General features: G+C 69.8%; 15 protein-coding genes. 6 read left to right on the forward strand and 9 right to left on the reverse strand.

Translation table 11 applies throughout. The features are described 5' to 3' along the window. The first annotated feature begins 446 nt into the window (after positions 1 to 446). Positions 447 to 1472 carry a methyltransferase gene (locus F9C11_RS30530; RefSeq protein WP_409180805.1) on the forward strand — a complete coding sequence of 342 codons (1026 nt, stop codon included), beginning with the start codon at positions 447 to 449 and terminating at the stop codon, positions 1470 to 1472. A gap of 372 nt (positions 1473 to 1844) precedes the next feature. Here F9C11_RS30530 and F9C11_RS30535 read toward each other — a convergent pair whose 3' ends face one another. Further along, a complete protein-coding gene (locus F9C11_RS30535; protein ID WP_409180806.1) occupies positions 1845 to 2825 on the reverse strand; it encodes a transcriptional regulator in 981 nt (326 codons plus the stop codon). A 449-nt stretch (positions 2826 to 3274) separates the two neighbouring features. Between F9C11_RS30535 and F9C11_RS30540 the strand changes: the two genes are divergently transcribed. After that, positions 3275 to 3601 carry a hypothetical protein gene (locus F9C11_RS30540; RefSeq protein ID WP_409180807.1) on the forward strand — a complete coding sequence of 109 codons (327 nt, stop codon included), beginning with the start codon at positions 3275 to 3277 and terminating at the stop codon, positions 3599 to 3601. Positions 3602 to 3658: 57 nt separating this feature from the next. Here F9C11_RS30540 and F9C11_RS30545 read toward each other — a convergent pair whose 3' ends face one another. The 6 genes from F9C11_RS30545 to F9C11_RS30570 form a co-directional block, all read right to left on the reverse strand. Next, positions 3659 to 4885 carry a macrolide family glycosyltransferase gene (locus F9C11_RS30545; protein ID WP_409180808.1) on the reverse strand — a complete coding sequence of 409 codons (1227 nt, stop codon included), beginning with the start codon at positions 4883 to 4885 and terminating at the stop codon, positions 3659 to 3661. A 69-nt stretch (positions 4886 to 4954) separates the two neighbouring features. Next, positions 4955 to 5641: a VC0807 family protein gene (locus tag F9C11_RS30550; protein ID WP_409180809.1), complete on the reverse strand. Its 687-nt coding sequence runs from the start codon at positions 5639 to 5641 to the stop codon at positions 4955 to 4957. After that, a complete protein-coding gene (locus F9C11_RS30555; protein ID WP_409180810.1) occupies positions 5638 to 6183 on the reverse strand; it encodes a hypothetical protein in 546 nt (181 codons plus the stop codon). The genes F9C11_RS30550 and F9C11_RS30555 overlap by 4 nt, the downstream gene beginning before the upstream one ends. A 123-nt stretch (positions 6184 to 6306) precedes the next feature. Further along, positions 6307 to 6957, reverse strand: a complete 651-nt coding sequence (locus F9C11_RS30560) for a response regulator (RefSeq protein WP_409180811.1) — start codon at positions 6955 to 6957, stop codon at positions 6307 to 6309. Continuing rightward, positions 6948 to 8195 carry a sensor histidine kinase gene (locus F9C11_RS30565; protein WP_409180812.1) on the reverse strand — a complete coding sequence of 416 codons (1248 nt, stop codon included), beginning with the start codon at positions 8193 to 8195 and terminating at the stop codon, positions 6948 to 6950. Before F9C11_RS30565 ends, F9C11_RS30560 begins: the two co-directional genes overlap by 10 nt. 630 nt (positions 8196 to 8825) lie before the next feature. Then, positions 8826 to 9563 carry an SDR family NAD(P)-dependent oxidoreductase gene (locus tag F9C11_RS30570; RefSeq protein WP_409180813.1) on the reverse strand — a complete coding sequence of 246 codons (738 nt, stop codon included), beginning with the start codon at positions 9561 to 9563 and terminating at the stop codon, positions 8826 to 8828. A 102-nt stretch (positions 9564 to 9665) separates the two neighbouring features. Here F9C11_RS30570 and F9C11_RS30575 point away from each other — a divergent pair, with 102 nt between their 5' ends. Together F9C11_RS30575 and F9C11_RS30580 are read left to right on the forward strand one after the other, a co-directional pair. Then, the gene (locus F9C11_RS30575) at positions 9666 to 10223 is read left to right on the forward strand and encodes a TetR/AcrR family transcriptional regulator (RefSeq protein WP_409180814.1); all 558 of its coding nucleotides are present in this window, start codon (positions 9666 to 9668) and stop codon (positions 10221 to 10223) included. 76 nt (positions 10224 to 10299) lie between these two features. Beyond that, positions 10300 to 10824: a DUF2165 domain-containing protein gene (locus tag F9C11_RS30580; protein ID WP_409180815.1), complete on the forward strand. Its 525-nt coding sequence runs from the start codon at positions 10300 to 10302 to the stop codon at positions 10822 to 10824. Positions 10825 to 10836: 12 nt separating this feature from the next. Here the strand turns inward: F9C11_RS30580 and F9C11_RS30585 are convergent, their stop codons facing one another. Further along, on the reverse strand, positions 10837 to 11595 hold the full coding sequence (locus tag F9C11_RS30585; protein WP_409180816.1) for a CoA-transferase subunit beta: 759 nt from the start codon (positions 11593 to 11595) through the stop codon (positions 10837 to 10839). A gap of 26 nt (positions 11596 to 11621) precedes the next feature. Then, positions 11622 to 12554: a CoA transferase subunit A gene (locus F9C11_RS30590; RefSeq protein WP_409180817.1), complete on the reverse strand. Its 933-nt coding sequence runs from the start codon at positions 12552 to 12554 to the stop codon at positions 11622 to 11624. 116 nt (positions 12555 to 12670) lie between these two features. Between F9C11_RS30590 and F9C11_RS30595 the strand changes: the two genes are divergently transcribed. Together F9C11_RS30595 and F9C11_RS30600 are read left to right on the forward strand one after the other, a co-directional pair. Further along, positions 12671 to 13609 (forward strand): LysR family transcriptional regulator, encoded by a 939-nt coding sequence (locus F9C11_RS30595; RefSeq protein WP_409180818.1) that lies wholly within the window; start codon positions 12671 to 12673, stop codon positions 13607 to 13609. 97 nt (positions 13610 to 13706) lie between these two features. After that, positions 13707 to 15026: an MFS transporter gene (locus F9C11_RS30600; RefSeq protein ID WP_409180819.1), complete on the forward strand. Its 1320-nt coding sequence runs from the start codon at positions 13707 to 13709 to the stop codon at positions 15024 to 15026. The last annotated feature ends 40 nt before the right edge of the window (positions 15027 to 15066 follow it).

Genomic DNA, 15066 nt, shown 5'->3' on the forward strand with positions numbered 1-15066 from the left:
GGGGATCTGTCTCTTGCGCACTGCAGCGCCGCGGCGGGGCGGCCGCGGCGGAATAACAGACGGATACGCGGGCGCACCCCGAACGGGCGCCCGCACCGTGCGGCCCAGCGCGTTTCGGTGCCGCGGGTCGAAATCGGCTTCGGTGACCGGAGAGTCCCGCGAGGTTCACGCCGCCGGCCGGGACCCGCGCGCCGCCGCGACCCGGCAGCGGCGCGCACCCGGAAACTCGAGAGCACCAGTCATGGCCTCAGCCTCGTCTCCGGCCGGGAAAAAGCGCAAGGCCGCGGAAGTTGTTCAACTGCCCTTTCCGTGCGGCTGAACGACTTCCGGGCGCGCGGGCGGTTGAACGCCCGCCCCCGCGACCCCGGTTCTCCTAGTGTGCACAGCACGCCAGCCAATGCACGAGCCTGCCAATCCAACGAGCCAGCCGGGGAGAGCCAAGGGCCATGGAAGTGTCACTGCTGAGTCATGTCATGGGATCGATCTCGTCGGCCGCGATCGGAGCCGTCGCCCGCCTCGGCATCGCGGACGCGCTCGCCGACGGGCCGAAGACCGGAGCCGAGATCGCCGAAACGATCGAAGCCGACCCGGTCTCGCTGGAATCGCTGATGCAGGCGGTCGCCGCGCTGGGGATCTTCACCGTCGACGAGAACCGCCGCTACGCCAACACCGCCGCCTCCGAGCAGCTGAAGTCCGACCACCCGCAGTCCATCCGGCACCTCGCGTCGCTCATCTGCGGCCTCTACGGACAGGCGGCCGCGGGCGGGCTCGCGAAGGCGGTCAAGGACGGCACCGCGGTGATGCCCGCCGCGTTCGGGGTCTCGCTGTACGAGTACCTGGAGAACGACGCCGAGACCTCGCGGATCTTCGATCTCGCCATGCAGGACTGGTCCCGCCCGATCGGCGTCGTGCTGGCCGAGCACGTGCCCTTCGAGAACGTCCGCGTCGTGGTCGACGTCGGCGGCGGCAACGGCGCGCTGCTCAAGACGATCCTGGCCGCCCACCCGCACCTGCACGGCGTGTGCGTGGACCGGCCCGACACCTGCCGGCGCGCGGAAGCGGACCTGCGGGCCTCCGGCGACGAGGACCTCAAGCAGCGCCTCTCCTACCGCCCGGCGGACATCCTGAAGGAAATCCCCGAGGGCGGCGACCTCTACCTGATCAAGAACGTGCTGCACGACTGGAGTTCCGAGAGCAGCGTGCGGATCCTGTCGAACATCCGCACCGCGATGGCCGCCGGCGACGACCCGACGCTGCTGGTCGTCGACCCGCTGGCCGAACACGATTCCGGCGCGGCGTTTCGCAACGTGATCAAGATGGTGGTGGGCGAGACCCACGCCCGCGAGCGCACCGAGGCCGACATCCGCCGCGAAGCCGCGGACGCGGGCCTGCAGGTCGAGTCGATCATCCCGTGCCCGGCCGACCTCAGCGTCGCCACCTGCAAGCTGGCCGCGGCTCCGGCCGCGGTCTGATCCGCACGCGAAGAACGCCACGGGCCGGGCGCCCGTGGCGTTCTTTCGCGTCCGCCGCCGTTTTCGCGGTTGTCCGGTCCCGTTTCCCGTGGTGTCCGGTTGTTGTCCGGTCCCGTTTCCCCTGATGTCCGGTCGTTGTCCGGTTCCGTTCCCCCTGGTGTCCGATTGTTGTCCGGTCCCGTTTCCCGTGGTGTCCGGTCGTTGTCCGGTTCCGCTTTCTTTCCCCACCCCCGGAACGGAAACGCGCTTCCCCCTGAACCCGAACATCCGGACACCCCGCCTCCGGGCGCGATTTCGCGGCACGCACCAGAAAAAGCGGCTTCCCCGCCGCACCGGCGGGGAAGCCGCGAGGTCCTCTCCCGGACCGGCGGCTCAGGCCACTCCGCTGGCCCTTGCGCGGCGGGCCAGTTCCTGGGCGAAGTCCTCCCAGATCCGGGAGTTGTCCCGGGACAGCTGGGTGACCAGCTCGATGCAATGCGACGGAACCGACGCCGCGATATCGGTCAACGCCTTCGCGCCCAGCACGTTGTCCCGGAACATCCGCAGCAGCCGGCGGCCCAGTTCGCTCTGCCGCAACGACGGATCGCGCATCAGCACTTCCAGGGTGACCGCGGCCGGCACGCCGCGTCCGGCCGGTTCCGGCGCGGGTGCCTTCGGGGCGGGCGTCTCGCCGCGGTCGCGACGGTCCTGGCTCGGCACCGGCCCCGAACCGCGCTCCAGGCGGCGGCGCACGTCGAGCGCGGTGGCGGGCGACACCCCGGCCGTCCTGGCCAGCTGGCGCAGCGACGCGTCCGGGTTCTCCCGCATCAGCTCGGCCACCCGCAGCCGGCCCTTCGCGCTGTTGAGCGGCCGGACCTTGCCGTCCCGCCCGACCCGGAAATTCGACTGCGGCACCGAATCCGACGACCGCCGCAGCGCCGCGACGGCCTGCGCGCCGAGCCCGGTGGACTTCGCGATCGCCCGGTCGGACATGGTGGGATGAGAGCGGAGGATCCGCAGCGCGGCGGCGGAACGGTCGGCTTGGGTCAACGGCAGGCCGTGCTCGACGTTCGCCTCGACCGATTTGAGGAACGCGTCCTCCGGGCTGCCGTCGAAGAACTCGACGGCGATGGTGTGCTCGCCCTTGAGCGAGGCCGCCATCAGCCGGTGGATGCCGTCCACGACCCGCATCGTCGCGCGGTCCACCTGGATCGGCGGCAGCGTCGTCTCCATCGCCGCCAGGCGCAGCACGTGCACCTTGTCCTCGCCGTTCAGGCGAGGCGAATCGCCGGGAAGCAGGCGCACGATCGGCACCGCGTACACCCCCGGCCCGATCAGGTCGTATTCCTGCGGACCCGTTTCGGCAGAAGACACGTCGCTGTCTGCAAGCAACACTGTGCGAACCCCCATGTGACGACGGAAAACCGGGGCGGACAGAGAATGGGAACGTTTTCTGCGGCCGCGCCCGCGGCGACCGCGCCGCGGCCGGCCGCCCCCAGACGCAGCCGCGCAAAAAACGGTCCCATTGTCGCGACAAACGTCGCCGGACTTACAGGAAACATTCGCCGGAACACCCGCCGCCATTGGCGGGCGCCTCGCTTCCGACATTATTTCCGCGCCGACCCCCTAGCAACCCCTAGCCCGTCGCCCGGCACCCCTTACCGGGACCGCTCCCGCCCCTCGGATCGGCGGGGCGGGCAGTTGAACACCGGGCTGAACACCCGCGCGGCTGCGTATCTTTCGAGGCGGGTGCGTGGAGCAGGTCGTGTCCGGGTGCCCGCCTACCGTTCACAATGCTTGGCAACGTTGAGAGGTGACGTTACGTGGGGCACAAGTTTTCCCTCGTCCTCAGCCGCGAGATCACCGAAGAAGAGTCGGTCACGCTGAAGGAGCTGGGGTTCGGCGACGCGACCTTCGGCACCGACTCGCTCCCGACCAACGCGGACATTCAGGTCACCAAGGTCGATTTCGACGAGACCGTTTCGCCGACGCTCGCCGAGGCGATCGAAGCGGCGCTCGCCGCGGTCAAGAAGGTCCCGGACCTGACCGTGCCCGGCCTGTCCGTGCCCGCCGTGCCGAAGCAGGCGTCGGAAGACGAGGTGATCGAAGGCGAGACCGTCGAGGCGGCTGCGGGCGCCGACAAGGCGTGAGGCAAGCACGAGAGCGCGGCGACCCGGCCGGGACCGGGTCGCCGCGCTTTCGTGCGTTCAGTCCGGCAGCGCGTCCGCCGCCGCTCGGTCCAGTTGCGCCAGCAGCGCGTCCGCCGCCAGCACCGCGCCCCGGCGTTTCCGCAGCTTGGCACTGATTTCGTCGAGGTTCGCGCGGATCCGCTCGTCGGCGGCGACCGCTTCCACGCTCTCCCGCAGCCGCGCCGCGGTCAGCTCCTCCGGCGCGAGGACCGTGCCGAAGCCCAGCTCCGCGGCGCGTTCGGCGTTGATCAGCTGCTCGGCCTGCTGCGGCACCCCGACCAGCGGCACCCCGAAGAACAGCGCCTCCATCGTCGAGTTCATGCCGCAGTGCGAGACGAATGCCGAGGCCTCGCGCAGCACTTCGAGCTGCGGGAAATGCGGCCGCACGTCGATGTTGCCCGGCACCGGGCCCAGCGCCGCGAGGTCGACCTCCGCGCCCACCGACATCGCCACCTGCCATTCCGTGCCGCCGAAAGCGTCCAGGCAGCTGCGGTAGAACTTCAGGTTGTCGTTGAACAAAGTCCCGAGCGAGATGTACAGCAGCGGTTTCCCGGCGGGCTGCCAATGCCCGGCATCGGGCCGTTCGACGATCGTCGGCCCCGGGAAACGGAACCGGTCGTCGAAAGTCTCCCCCTTGATCTGGAATTCCCTGGGGATGAAAACGAGGTTGTGGTCGGCCGGATAGTCGAACATGTCGTAATCGGGGTCGACCCCGTTTTCCTCGGCGAAAGCGCGGACCTTGCGGCCCACCTCCTGCACGGCGCGGACGACCACCTCGACCGAAGCCGGGTCCGAAAGCGCTCCCTCGATGCCCATCACGGTGGCACGGAGCGAGAATTCCTTGTTGCTGGCGTGGGTGGGATGCATGGCGGCCAGCGGGACGCCGAGTTTCTGCGCGACCATCCGGCCGACCGGCGTCATCGCGTCGACGCAGAACAGGTCGGGCCGGTCCGCGGCGAAATGCTCCACCAGCCGGGGGAAGACCTCGACGACCGATGCGTAGAACTCCTCGAACCGCAGGCCGACGGTGCGGGCGTCGAGCAGTTTGCCGTCCCCGGGCGGCAGCGGCAGCCGGAACGGAGCCGGCACCGGCTCCGCGCCCGCCGCGGCGACCTGGTCGAGCCGGGCCGGCGCGGTCGCGTAGCTGACCCGGTGCCCGCGCGCGACCAGCTCGGACACCAGCGGCAGCGCGGGATTCACGTGGCCCTGCGCCGGGATGCTGACGAAAGCGATGTGCTTGCCCATGGATGTGCCCCTCTGCGAGATTCCTGGAACAGCGGTGGGGACCGGATCAGGAAGAGCCGGGGACTCCGCTCACATGTACGGGACGCCCGCTTCGGCCTCGACCGCTTCGGCGAAACCCTTGCGGCGAGAGTAGATCCGCGTGGCGACCTCGATCACGATGTACACGCCGATGAACTGCAGGCCGCTGATCAGCGGCACGCTGTCGATCGGCAGGGTGTAGGCCAGCAGCACCCGCACGCCGGCGTCGAGCACGAGCACCACGCCCCAGATCGCGGTGATGACCCGGATGACGTGCCGGTAGGTCGGCGATTTGGCCCATTTGAGGTCGGCGCGCTCGCGGGCCTCGTCGGACATCATCGACCGGGTGAGCTGGAAGATGAACGGCATCCGCAGCAGGCTGAGCAGGATCCAGCCGCCGATCACCACCGTCAGCAGGCCGTCCTTGGCCAGCAGCAGCCGCGGGCTCCCGGTGACGAAGGAGATGACGATGCTGAACAGCATGACGCTCAGCGAAAACAGCGCGGTGAAGTCGATCTTGCGTTGCTTGACGACCGTGTACACCGCGCGGAGCAGGGCGGGCGCCATGCCGATGGCGAGCGCGACCCACTGGTTGAGCCCCGCGCCGCGCAGACCGTAGAACAGCGCCATCGGGGCCGCCACGTTGATGCCGAGGTTGAGCAGCATCTCGCGGCGGATGTTCTTGGACTCGTGCTTGCTCGAGACGGACTGCACCGTGCTCGTCTGGCTGGTGTTCACTGGAATTCCTTTCCGTGGAGGAAAATCAGCTGCCGATGGCCGGTTCGGGGGCGGGCGGGGGCGGGCAGCAGCGCGTCGGGCGTCCAGCAGCCGTCCGGCCGGTCCGCGCGGACGCGGTCGACCAGGGCGAACCAGGCGGTCACCGCCACCGCGAGGCAAGCGGGCATGGTCAGCGCGAGCCGCAGCGGCTCGACGAGCGCCGCGGAAGCCCCGCGCGCCCGGCGGTCGAACGCGGCGGCGGCGTAGGCGACCGGCGGGGACACCGCCAGCGCCCAGCGCAGCGCCCGTGCGTAGTCGGGATAGGTCTCCGGGCCGATCAGCACCGTGGCGCGGTCGGCGTAGTGCGTGGCCAGCAGGCGGGGGTCGCCGAGGTCGCCGAGCGTGGCGTACTCGGCCTCGCGGGCCGATTCGCCCAGTGCGACGCGTTCGTCGATTTCGCTGGTGATCACGGCGCGCAGTTCCCGTTCGAGCCGCGGCCGCGCCCGGCCCGAAACGTGCCGCAAAGCGGCGGCCACGTACCGGTCGGTCAACGTCGCGATCATGCTGCCTCCTTTCAGGTGAACTGAGAGTGGTCGATCCTGTTCGCTGCGTAGGCGACCGAGGGCATGCCGAAGCCCGGGCGCCGGAGATCCGTCAGGACCGGCGCCGCTGGCCCGCCGGACTGGCTAGTTGGCTCTGTTGAGGTAGGCGAGGACCGCCAGCACGCGGCGGTTGCTGCTGTCGTCGTCGGTGATGCCGAGCTTGCTGAACAGGGAGGTGGTGTACTTGCTGATCGCGCTGTCGCCGAGGAAGAGCCGCTTGGCGATCGCCTGATTGGACAGCCCTTCGGCCATCAGGCCGAGCACCGAGTGCTCGCGTTCGGTCAGCGCTTCCAGCCGGCGGTTCGAACTGCCGCTGGCGAGCAGTTTGCTGATCACCACCGGGTCCATCGCGGTGCCGCCGCCCGCCACGCGCTCAAGCGCGTCCATGAACTGGTCGGCGTCGAACACGCTTTCCTTCAGGAAGTATCCGACGCCGCCGGTGCCGTCGGCCAGCAGTTCGCGGGCGTAGAGCTGTTCGACGTGCTGGGAGAGGATCAGCACCGGGAGGCCCGGCATCTCGCTGCGGGCGGCCAGCGCGGCGCGCAGCCCCTCGTCGGACTGGGTCGGCGGCATCCGGACGTCGAGGATGGACACGTCCGGCTTCAGGGTCCGCAGGGCTTCCAGGGTCTCCGGGCCGGTGGAGGCCGTGCCGACCACCGTGTGGCCGTACGCCTCGAGCAGGCGGACCATCCCGTCCCTCAGCAGATACAGGTCCTCGGCAACGACTACTCGCACGGCACGCTCATCCTCACTCGGGTCGGTCCGCCCACGGGGCTGGTGATCTTCAGGTCGCCATCGAACACCGCCAGGCGCCGCCGCAGTCCGGCGAGCCCCCCGCCGTTCTGTTCGTTCGCCCCGCCCTTGCCGTCGTCCTCCACCTCGATGGCGATGCCGGCGGAGTCCCGGGCGATGAGGACGGTCGCCTTCGTCGCGTTCGCGTGCTTGGCCGCGTTGGTGAGCAGCTCGGCGACGCCGAAGTACAGCGCGGACTCGATGGGCGCGTCCAGGGTCAGCTTCACATCCGTGCTGACTGTCGTTTCGAGCGGGCTGTCCAGCGCGAAGGCGCGCACCGCGTCGGTCAGTCCTCGTTCGTTCAGCACCGCGGGCCGGATGCCGCGGACGAGTTCGCGGAGTTCGGACAGCGAGGCGGCCGCGCCGGCCCGCGCGTCCCGCAGCAGCGACCGTGCGCCGTCCGGGTCGGTCTCCATGAGTTTCTCCGCGGTGGCCAGCGAAAGCCCGAGCCCCACCAGCCGCGCCTGCGCGCCGTCGTGCAGGTCCCGCTCGATCCGGCTGATCTCCGCGGCCTGCGCGACCGTGGTGTCCGCGCGCTGGGCGGTCAGCTCGTCCACCCGGTCGGCCAGGAGCATCGCGGACGAGCCGCGCAGGAACCGGTCGGTCACGGGCTCGATGACCCGCCAGGCGTAGGGCGCGGCGCCCACCGCCGCGACCAGGCCTGCCGCCGCGACCAGGAGGCTGACCAGGCCCGGGTCGAGGATCCCCCAGACCAGGCAGGCGACCCCGGCGAGCGGGACGGCCGCCGCGATCCCGGCCGTGAACGGCGCGATCCCGACGAACCGCAGATCGCGCCACGTGGCGGGGTCGCTCCAGAACATCCGCAGCCGCTGGTCCTTTTCGGCCTCGCGGCGGCTCTTCGCGTACGACGACCCGTTCCACCAGTACCCGGTGGACATCTGCACCGCGGGCACCGGTTCCCGGTACCCGCCGGGCACGACCACGCCGGTCCAGCTCCGCCGGAAGAACCGGAAGGTCCAGCAGATCGGCCGGGCGAGCAGGAACGTGGCCACCGCCGCCCACAGCGCGGGCACGGTCGCCGCCCACGGGCTGCCCCACGCGATCATGAGCCACACCGCGGCGGCCCACACCGCCGGGACGGCCATGCTGACCGCGGTCAGCGCCGCTGCCCGCCAGAACCCCGTCCCGGCGTCCGCCGCCCACTTCACCAGCCCTCGCATGGCCTCGTCCTCTTCCCGTTCCCGCCGGTCCTGTCGATCGGATCTGCGACAAGTCTGCACCGCGAGGTGACCCGTTGTCCGCACCGAACCACCCGGAGTAGGGCTAGCCCCACCAGGCTGGGCGCACAAGCCCCGCCCCTTGCCCCACCCGAGACCGGCACAACCGCCGAATCGGACGTTTCCCGGCTTGCCGCGCCGCTCGTTCGGCCCAGTGATTCTGGCCGGTGCGCCGGGGGCGGCGGGCAACGGGCTCCGTTGTCTTTCGCAGATCCTGATCAAGGAGCCGCGGCGGGTGGCGTCACCGGGCCTGGCGGCATCGAGGGACCGCTGAACAGGCAGCCAGCCGTTCAACGCGGGCATCACGACGTCTTCCCACAGTTCGACCGTCTTCGGGGGCTCTCCAGCGCAGGCGATCTGGCGGACGTGAACCGGCACTCTGACACCACACCGGTCGGCCAGCGAGGTCCTGCAGCGCCCTCCCCCGCCGCATCGTCGACGGCCGCATTTCGACGCGAGCCAACTCGCTGGGGCCTGGAGCCGGTTCGTGCGATCCGGGCTTCGCCGCGCCGGGTGCGAGCCTTGCTCGACGGCGGAGATTCCGTCGTTCACCGCCCGGCCGTCAGGCTGGGTTCACCACGGCATCGGGCCTTCGTCGCTGAAGAAGCCTCCTGTTTCGGCGTCGTCCCCCACGGTCGCCCAGTGCACCGACGCCCGGGCGCCTTCCTCGGTGGTGCGGACGCCGTTGAAGTTGTTGAGGTCCGTCGCCACATAGCCGGGCGTCACCGCGTTGACCTTGAGGTGCGCGAGTTCCGGATCGTCGAGGAAAGCGTTGGCGTACTTGACCGTGAGCATGTTCACCGCGGCTTTCGTCGCGGAGTACACAAAGGACTCGTGCGACCGCGCGAACATCGAGCCCGGTTCGGTGGTCTTGGCGAACATCGCCGAATCGCTCGCGACGTTCACGATCCGGGCCGAACGCGAACGCCGCGGCAGCGGCAGCATCACGTGGATCACCCGCACCAGCCCGAAGACGTTCGTCTCGAACTCCGGGCGCATGTCCTCGGCCGTGACCTCCACCGCCGGTTTCCGGATCAGCATTCCCGCGTTGTCGACCAGCACGTCGAGCCGCCCGTAATCCCGCTCCGCCAAAGCGGCCGCCTCGCGCACCGACGCCGCGTCGGCGATGTCGATCCGCACCGGCCGCACGGACCCGCCGTCCTCGGCCAGTTCCTTCGCCGCACTCGCCCCCTTCTCGGCGTCGCGGGCGCCGAGCAGCACCGTCAGGCCTCGCTCGGCCAGCTGGCGTGCCGTCGCGAGGCCGACCCCCTTGTTCGCCCCGGTGACCAGCGCGATCTTTTCCGCGGACATGCTTTCCGCCCTCCCGTGCCCGAAGCACGTACGATAAAAAGTGAAAGTACCCCTACGCTTTAACCGCAGGGTTCCTACGGTTGTCGAACGCGGGAGACGGGGATGGAACCGGAACTGCCGAGCAGGCGGCCCAAGCGCGCCGATGCCCGGCGCAACTTCGACGCGCTGGTCGCCGCGGCCCGGGAGGCCTTCGAGGAGCAGCGGGCGCAGACCTCGCTGGAGGACGTCGCGCGCCGGGCCGGGGTGAGCATCGCGACGCTCTACCGGAACTTCCCCACCCGCGAGGACCTGGTCGAGGAGGTCAACCGCCAGGCGGTCGAGGCGCTGTGCCGCGCCGCGGGCGACGTCGCGGACCTGGAACCGTGGGACGCGTTCGCGGCGTGGCTCCGGCATTTCGTCTCCTGCATCGGAACGAAGCCGGCCTTCGCCGAATCCCTCAACCGCACCACCGACGGCTTCCAGGCCTGCCGCCGGGCGATGCGCGAGGCGGGCGGGCCGCTGCTGGCGCGGGCGCAAGAATCCGGAGCCGCGCGCCCGGATTCGTCGATCGACGACGTCCTGCGCATGATTTCCGGGATCACGGCGGTCGAATACGTCGATGAAGCCCAGCGGGAACGCGTATTCGAGTTCGCCCTTGCGGGACTTCGACGTTCAGCCTGAAGCACGAAAACGGAGCACGCACCGGCACGGCGTCCGACTCCGGAAAACCCCACGCCGAAGAGGATAGGATCCACGTATGCGAGTTTTCAGCAGAATCGGCACTCTTGCTGTCGCGGCAACAGTTCTCACCGGAATGACAGCCCTGCAAATGACCCTGGTCGTCATCGGCAACATCACGGATTTCGACACGAATCGAGATTTCGTCCGGCACGTCCTGGCCATGGACACCACTTTCCAGTCACCGAACATGATGTGGCGCGCCATCACCAGCCCCGGGCTTGCCGACGCCGCTTACGTCGCCGTCATCGCCTGGGAGCTGCTCACCGCGCTCGCGCTCATCGCCGGGTTCATCGCCTGGATGCGGGCTCACCTGGCCGGTCGCCCGCTGTCGACCGCGAAACAGCTGTCCAGCCTGGGCTGGGTGATGCAATTGATCCTGTTCGGGGTCGGCTTCCTGGCAATCGGCGGGGAATGGTTTCAAATGTGGCAGTCCAGCAAGTGGAACGGACTCCAGCCCGCCCTGAACTATCTCATTGTCGCCTCATTCGGCCTCGTGCTCGCCCACCTCGCCGCGAAAGATTCAAAGCGGGGTCTCGGATGACAGTTTCCTCGATCAGCGAAGGTAGATCCGCTCAGGATCGATCTCCTCCCGAAGAAGGCCGAGTTCCGCCTCCCCGGGCGGCTCGACAGTGGCGAGTTCGTCGGCCACCCGCAGATCCCAGCCGGTGGCCGCTCGGACCTGGTCCGCGCTCACGCCGGGATGCGTGGCCACCAGGCGCAATTCCTCGCCGGCTCCTTCGCGCGCCAGGATGCCGAGGTCGGTGATCACCCGGGTGACGCCCGCGCCCAGCGGGCGGATGCCGTCGCGCAGTGCGCGGTCCGGGCCCGGCGAGGTGCAGAAGTCCAGTTCCGACACCAGGGAACGCGGGTCGTGGCGGCGCATCACCACGAACACCTCGCGGGAATTCGCCATGACCTCCATCGCCCCGCCCGAGCCGGGCAGCCGCACCGACGGCGCGTGCCAGTCGCCGATCACCGACGAGTTGAGGTTGCCCTCCCGGTCGAGCTGCGCCGCGCCGAGGAAGCCGACGTCGATGCGGCCGCCCTGCAGCACGCTGCCGAACAGCGCCGGCATCGGCAGCACCGCCTCGGATCCGGTGATCAGGACCGCGTCCGCGATCGTCTCCGGCAGCCGCTCCGGATGCGCGCCGCAGACTCCGGACTCGTAGACGATCTCGATGCCCGGCGCGACGGTGCGCTGCGCCAGCGCCACCGCCAGCGTCGGCAGCCCGATGCCCGCGAAAACCGTGTTCTTGCCCGCCAGCTCCCGAGACGCGACCGCGGCCAGCAACTCCGACGACGTGACGTCCATCGCGACAGACCTCGTGTTCCCGCCGGTCACAGCCGGCGTCCGTAGTTGACCGGTTCGCTCCACGCCTCGCCCACGGCCAGGCTCGCCCAGCGTTCGCCGCCGAGCTTCGCGAGGTACCCGGCGTGGTCGCCGGTTCCGCGGACCCATTCGTCCAGCCAGCGCCGCAGCCGGTCCGGGTCCTTGCTGATCCGCGACCAGTCGCGGTAGAAGGCGCCGTCCCGGTCGTAGTAGCCCTGCGCGAACGCCGGATGCGCGCCGCCCGGGCACTCGACCACCGCGTCCACCGCGTGCGCCGGAATGACAGTGCGGTTGGGGTCGGAGCGAACGACTTCGTCCGGCACTATTTCCTCGACGACCACGATCGCGGTCTTCGCGGCGTAGACCGCTTCCGCCTGGATCCCGGTCAGTCCCCAGATCTGGGTGTTGCCCGCCCGGTCCGCGCGCTGCGCGTGGACGATCGTGACGTCCGGATTCAGCGGCGGGACAACGTAAATCCGCTCGACGCCGCCGTCCGGACCGGGGTAGGGCGAGGCGACCTTGCGGATCGCCGGATTGACCGCGGGCAGGTCGCTGCCGCCGTAGGACCGCAGCGGGTAGAACGGCAGCCGCTGCGCGCCGGCCAGGTAGCGGCAGATCATCCCGTAGTGGCTGTACTCCTCGAATTCCAGCTGCCCGGCCTCCACCCGGCGGCGAAGCTCGCCGAGCGAGCCCGCGGTGGAATTGCCGACGAACGACGACACCAGCCGTCGCACGCAGCCGCCGGCGATGAGCTGGTCCGTGACGACGTCGGCGGTCATCCGGGCGATCGTCAGGTCCGTGCGGCCCTGCCGGATGATCTCGTGCCCGGCGGCGGTCGGGATGAGGTGCGTGAAGCCCTCCAGCGCCACGGTCGCGCCGTCGGCGACGAAAGCGGCGATCGCGTCCCGCATCGTCATGGTCTTGCCGACCGGGTTCTGCATCGGGGCTCCTCGGGCTGCGCTTCGGGTGCCCGTCACGTTGCCAGGCGGCATTGATAGCTGTCTAATACTGAATCGGTGTCGGATCGAGAGCTGGTTCGTATTATTGGAGGCAGGCCGTGGAACTGCGCTATCTCTCCGCGTTCGTCGCGGTCGCCGAGGAACTCCACTTCGGCCGGGCGGCCAAGCGGCTGCGGATGGCGCAGCCTCCGCTGAGCCAGCAGATCCGGCAGCTGGAGAAGGAACTCGGCGTCCGGCTCTTCGACCGCAACACCCGGTCGGTGCGGCTGACGAACGCCGGCGAAGCGTTCCTCGAACCCGCCCGGACCGCCCTCGAGGACGTCGGCATCGCGGTCCGCGCGGCCAAGGCGGCCGGACGCGGCGAGTACGGACGGGTCACCGTCGGCTTCGCCGGCGCGTCCAGCCACGAAGCGCTCCCCCGGCTGACCCGTGCGGTCCGGGCCGCGCATCCCGGCCTCGAACTCGTCATGCGCGGCCAGACCTACGCGAACGTCGCGCTGGAGAAAGTCGCCGACGGGTCGCTGGACCTGGGATTCGTCCGGCTGCCGGGCGACCGGCCCGACGCGCCGGCTCCCGGCGTGCAGACGCGGGTGATCCAGGTCGAGGAGCTGATCTGCGCCCTCCCCGCGGACCACCCGCTCGCCGGGCGCGAGTGCGTCGCGCTCGAAGACCTCGCCGGCGAACCGTTCGTGAGCTTCCCGTCCAACGCGGGCTCCACGCTGCGCGACGCGCTGGTGAAGGCGTGCGAGGCGGCCGGATTCACGCCGCGAGTGGCGCAGGAGGCACCGGATTCCTACACGATCCTCGCCTTGGTCGCGGCCGGCGTCGGCGTGACGCTGACGCTGACCTCGTGCCAGCACATCCAGCAGAGCGGCACGGTCTACCGGCCGCTGGCGGGCACTCCGCTCCGCCTGCACGCCGCGCTCGCCTGGCGGGCCCACAACTCTTCCGCGGCGCTGCGGACCGTCCTCGCCATCGCGGAGGAAGCGCTGCCCACTCCGGCGATTGATACGCCGAGCGTCTCACTCGCCCCTTGAGTCCATATTGGACACGTCTGGACGCGGCTGGCACGGTTACCGCCAGCACATCGGGACGCGGGCGTCGGCCGGTGCCGAGGCATTCAAGGGAGACTGCATGGGCGCGAGCGAACAGAAGCGGACGGCCAACCGCGCCGGGATCGGCGCCTTCGTCGGCTCGACCATCGAGTGGTTCGACTTCTACATCTACGGCACCGCTTCGGCGCTCGTCTTCGACAAGGTCTTCTTCCCGGAGCTGACCGGGGCGCTCGGCACGCTCGTCGCGTTCGCGACCTTCTGGGTCGGATTCCTCGCGCGGCCGATCGGCGGCGTCGTCTTCGGGCACATCGGAGACCGGCTGGGGCGCAAGAAAACCCTCGTGATCACCCTGCTGATGATGGGCGTGTCGACGACCCTGATCGGGGTGCTGCCCGGCTACGCGCAGATCGGCGTCTGGGCGCCGATCCTGCTGGTGACCATCCGGATGGTGCAGGGCATCGGACTCGGCGGCGAATGGGGCGGCTCGGTGCTCATCGCCTCCGAGCACGCGCCCAAGGGAAAGTCCGTGCTGTACGGCGCGTTCGCCCAGCAGGGCTCGCCGGTCGGCAACACTCTCAGCACCGTCAGCTTCCTGGCGATCAGCCAGCTGCCGAAGCAGGCGTTCCTCGAATGGGGCTGGCGGATCCCGTTCCTGGTGTCCGCCGCGCTCGTGCTCGTCGGCCTGTTCATCCGGCTGCGCGTCACCGAATCGCCTGCCATGGCCGCGCTGATCGAGCGCAAGAAGGTCGCCAAGATGCCGTTCTGGGAAGTGGTCCGGTCGCATCCGACGCTGGTGGCGCTGGGCATCGGGGCTTGCACGATCGGGCTGTCCGCGACCTACTTCAAATCGACGTTCGCGCTCTCCTGGGCCACCAGCCACCTCGGGTACGACAAGAGCGAGTTCCTGACGATCATCCTGGTCGCCAACGTCACGCAGATCGTCGTACAGCCGTTCGGCGCGGTGCTCGCCACGAAGATGCGCAGCTGGTCCCGCGCGGTGACGGTGATGCTGGTGCCCGAGATCGTGCTGCTGCCGCTGATGTTCCTGCTGATCGGCACCAAGAACTACGGCCTGGCGATGGCCGGCGTGGCGATCGCGACGATCCCGCACTGCCTGTACTACGCGGCGCTGGCGGGCATGCTCGCCAGCCGCTTCCCCGCACACGTGCGCTACACCGGCATCTCGCTGAGCTACCAGCTGTGCGGCACCCTGCTCGGCGGCACGACGCCGGTCGTCGGGCAGTACCTGCTGAACGTGTCCGGTTCGATCGCCGCGGTGCTCGCGTACGCCATTTTCCAGGTCCTGCTCACGTTGGGCTGCATGTTGTTGCTGCTGCGCCGCCCGAACTACGACGAACGCGCTGCGGCGGAGGAGGCGTCGTCGGCAGTACCCGCATAGGCTTGCGCCGTCGGGAGGAACTCCTCCCGACGGCGCCGGC

Origin of the sequence: Amycolatopsis sp. VS8301801F10, from assembly GCF_046195355.1 — a bacterium.
Taxonomy (GTDB): Bacteria; Actinomycetota; Actinomycetes; order Mycobacteriales; family Pseudonocardiaceae; genus Amycolatopsis.

What these genes read in the sequence shown, in the direction of transcription:
- F9C11_RS30530 (WP_409180805.1), top strand. Translation starts at nt 447, where the DNA reads ATGGAAGTGTCACTGCTGAGTCATGTCATGGGATCGATCTCGTCGGCC.
- F9C11_RS30545 (WP_409180808.1), bottom strand. Translation starts at nt 4,885, where the DNA reads ATGGGCAAGCACATCGCTTTCGTCAGCATCCCGGCGCAGGGCCACGTG.
- F9C11_RS30555 (WP_409180810.1), bottom strand. Translation starts at nt 6,183, where the DNA reads ATGATCGCGACGTTGACCGACCGGTACGTGGCCGCCGCTTTGCGGCAC.
- F9C11_RS30565 (WP_409180812.1), bottom strand. Translation starts at nt 8,195, where the DNA reads ATGCGAGGGCTGGTGAAGTGGGCGGCGGACGCCGGGACGGGGTTCTGG.
- F9C11_RS30570 (WP_409180813.1), bottom strand. Translation starts at nt 9,563, where the DNA reads ATGTCCGCGGAAAAGATCGCGCTGGTCACCGGGGCGAACAAGGGGGTC.
- F9C11_RS30575 (WP_409180814.1), top strand. Translation starts at nt 9,666, where the DNA reads ATGGAACCGGAACTGCCGAGCAGGCGGCCCAAGCGCGCCGATGCCCGG.
- F9C11_RS30580 (WP_409180815.1), top strand. Translation starts at nt 10,300, where the DNA reads ATGCGAGTTTTCAGCAGAATCGGCACTCTTGCTGTCGCGGCAACAGTT.
- F9C11_RS30585 (WP_409180816.1), bottom strand. Translation starts at nt 11,595, where the DNA reads ATGGACGTCACGTCGTCGGAGTTGCTGGCCGCGGTCGCGTCTCGGGAG.
- F9C11_RS30590 (WP_409180817.1), bottom strand. Translation starts at nt 12,554, where the DNA reads ATGCAGAACCCGGTCGGCAAGACCATGACGATGCGGGACGCGATCGCC.
- F9C11_RS30600 (WP_409180819.1), top strand. Translation starts at nt 13,707, where the DNA reads ATGGGCGCGAGCGAACAGAAGCGGACGGCCAACCGCGCCGGGATCGGC.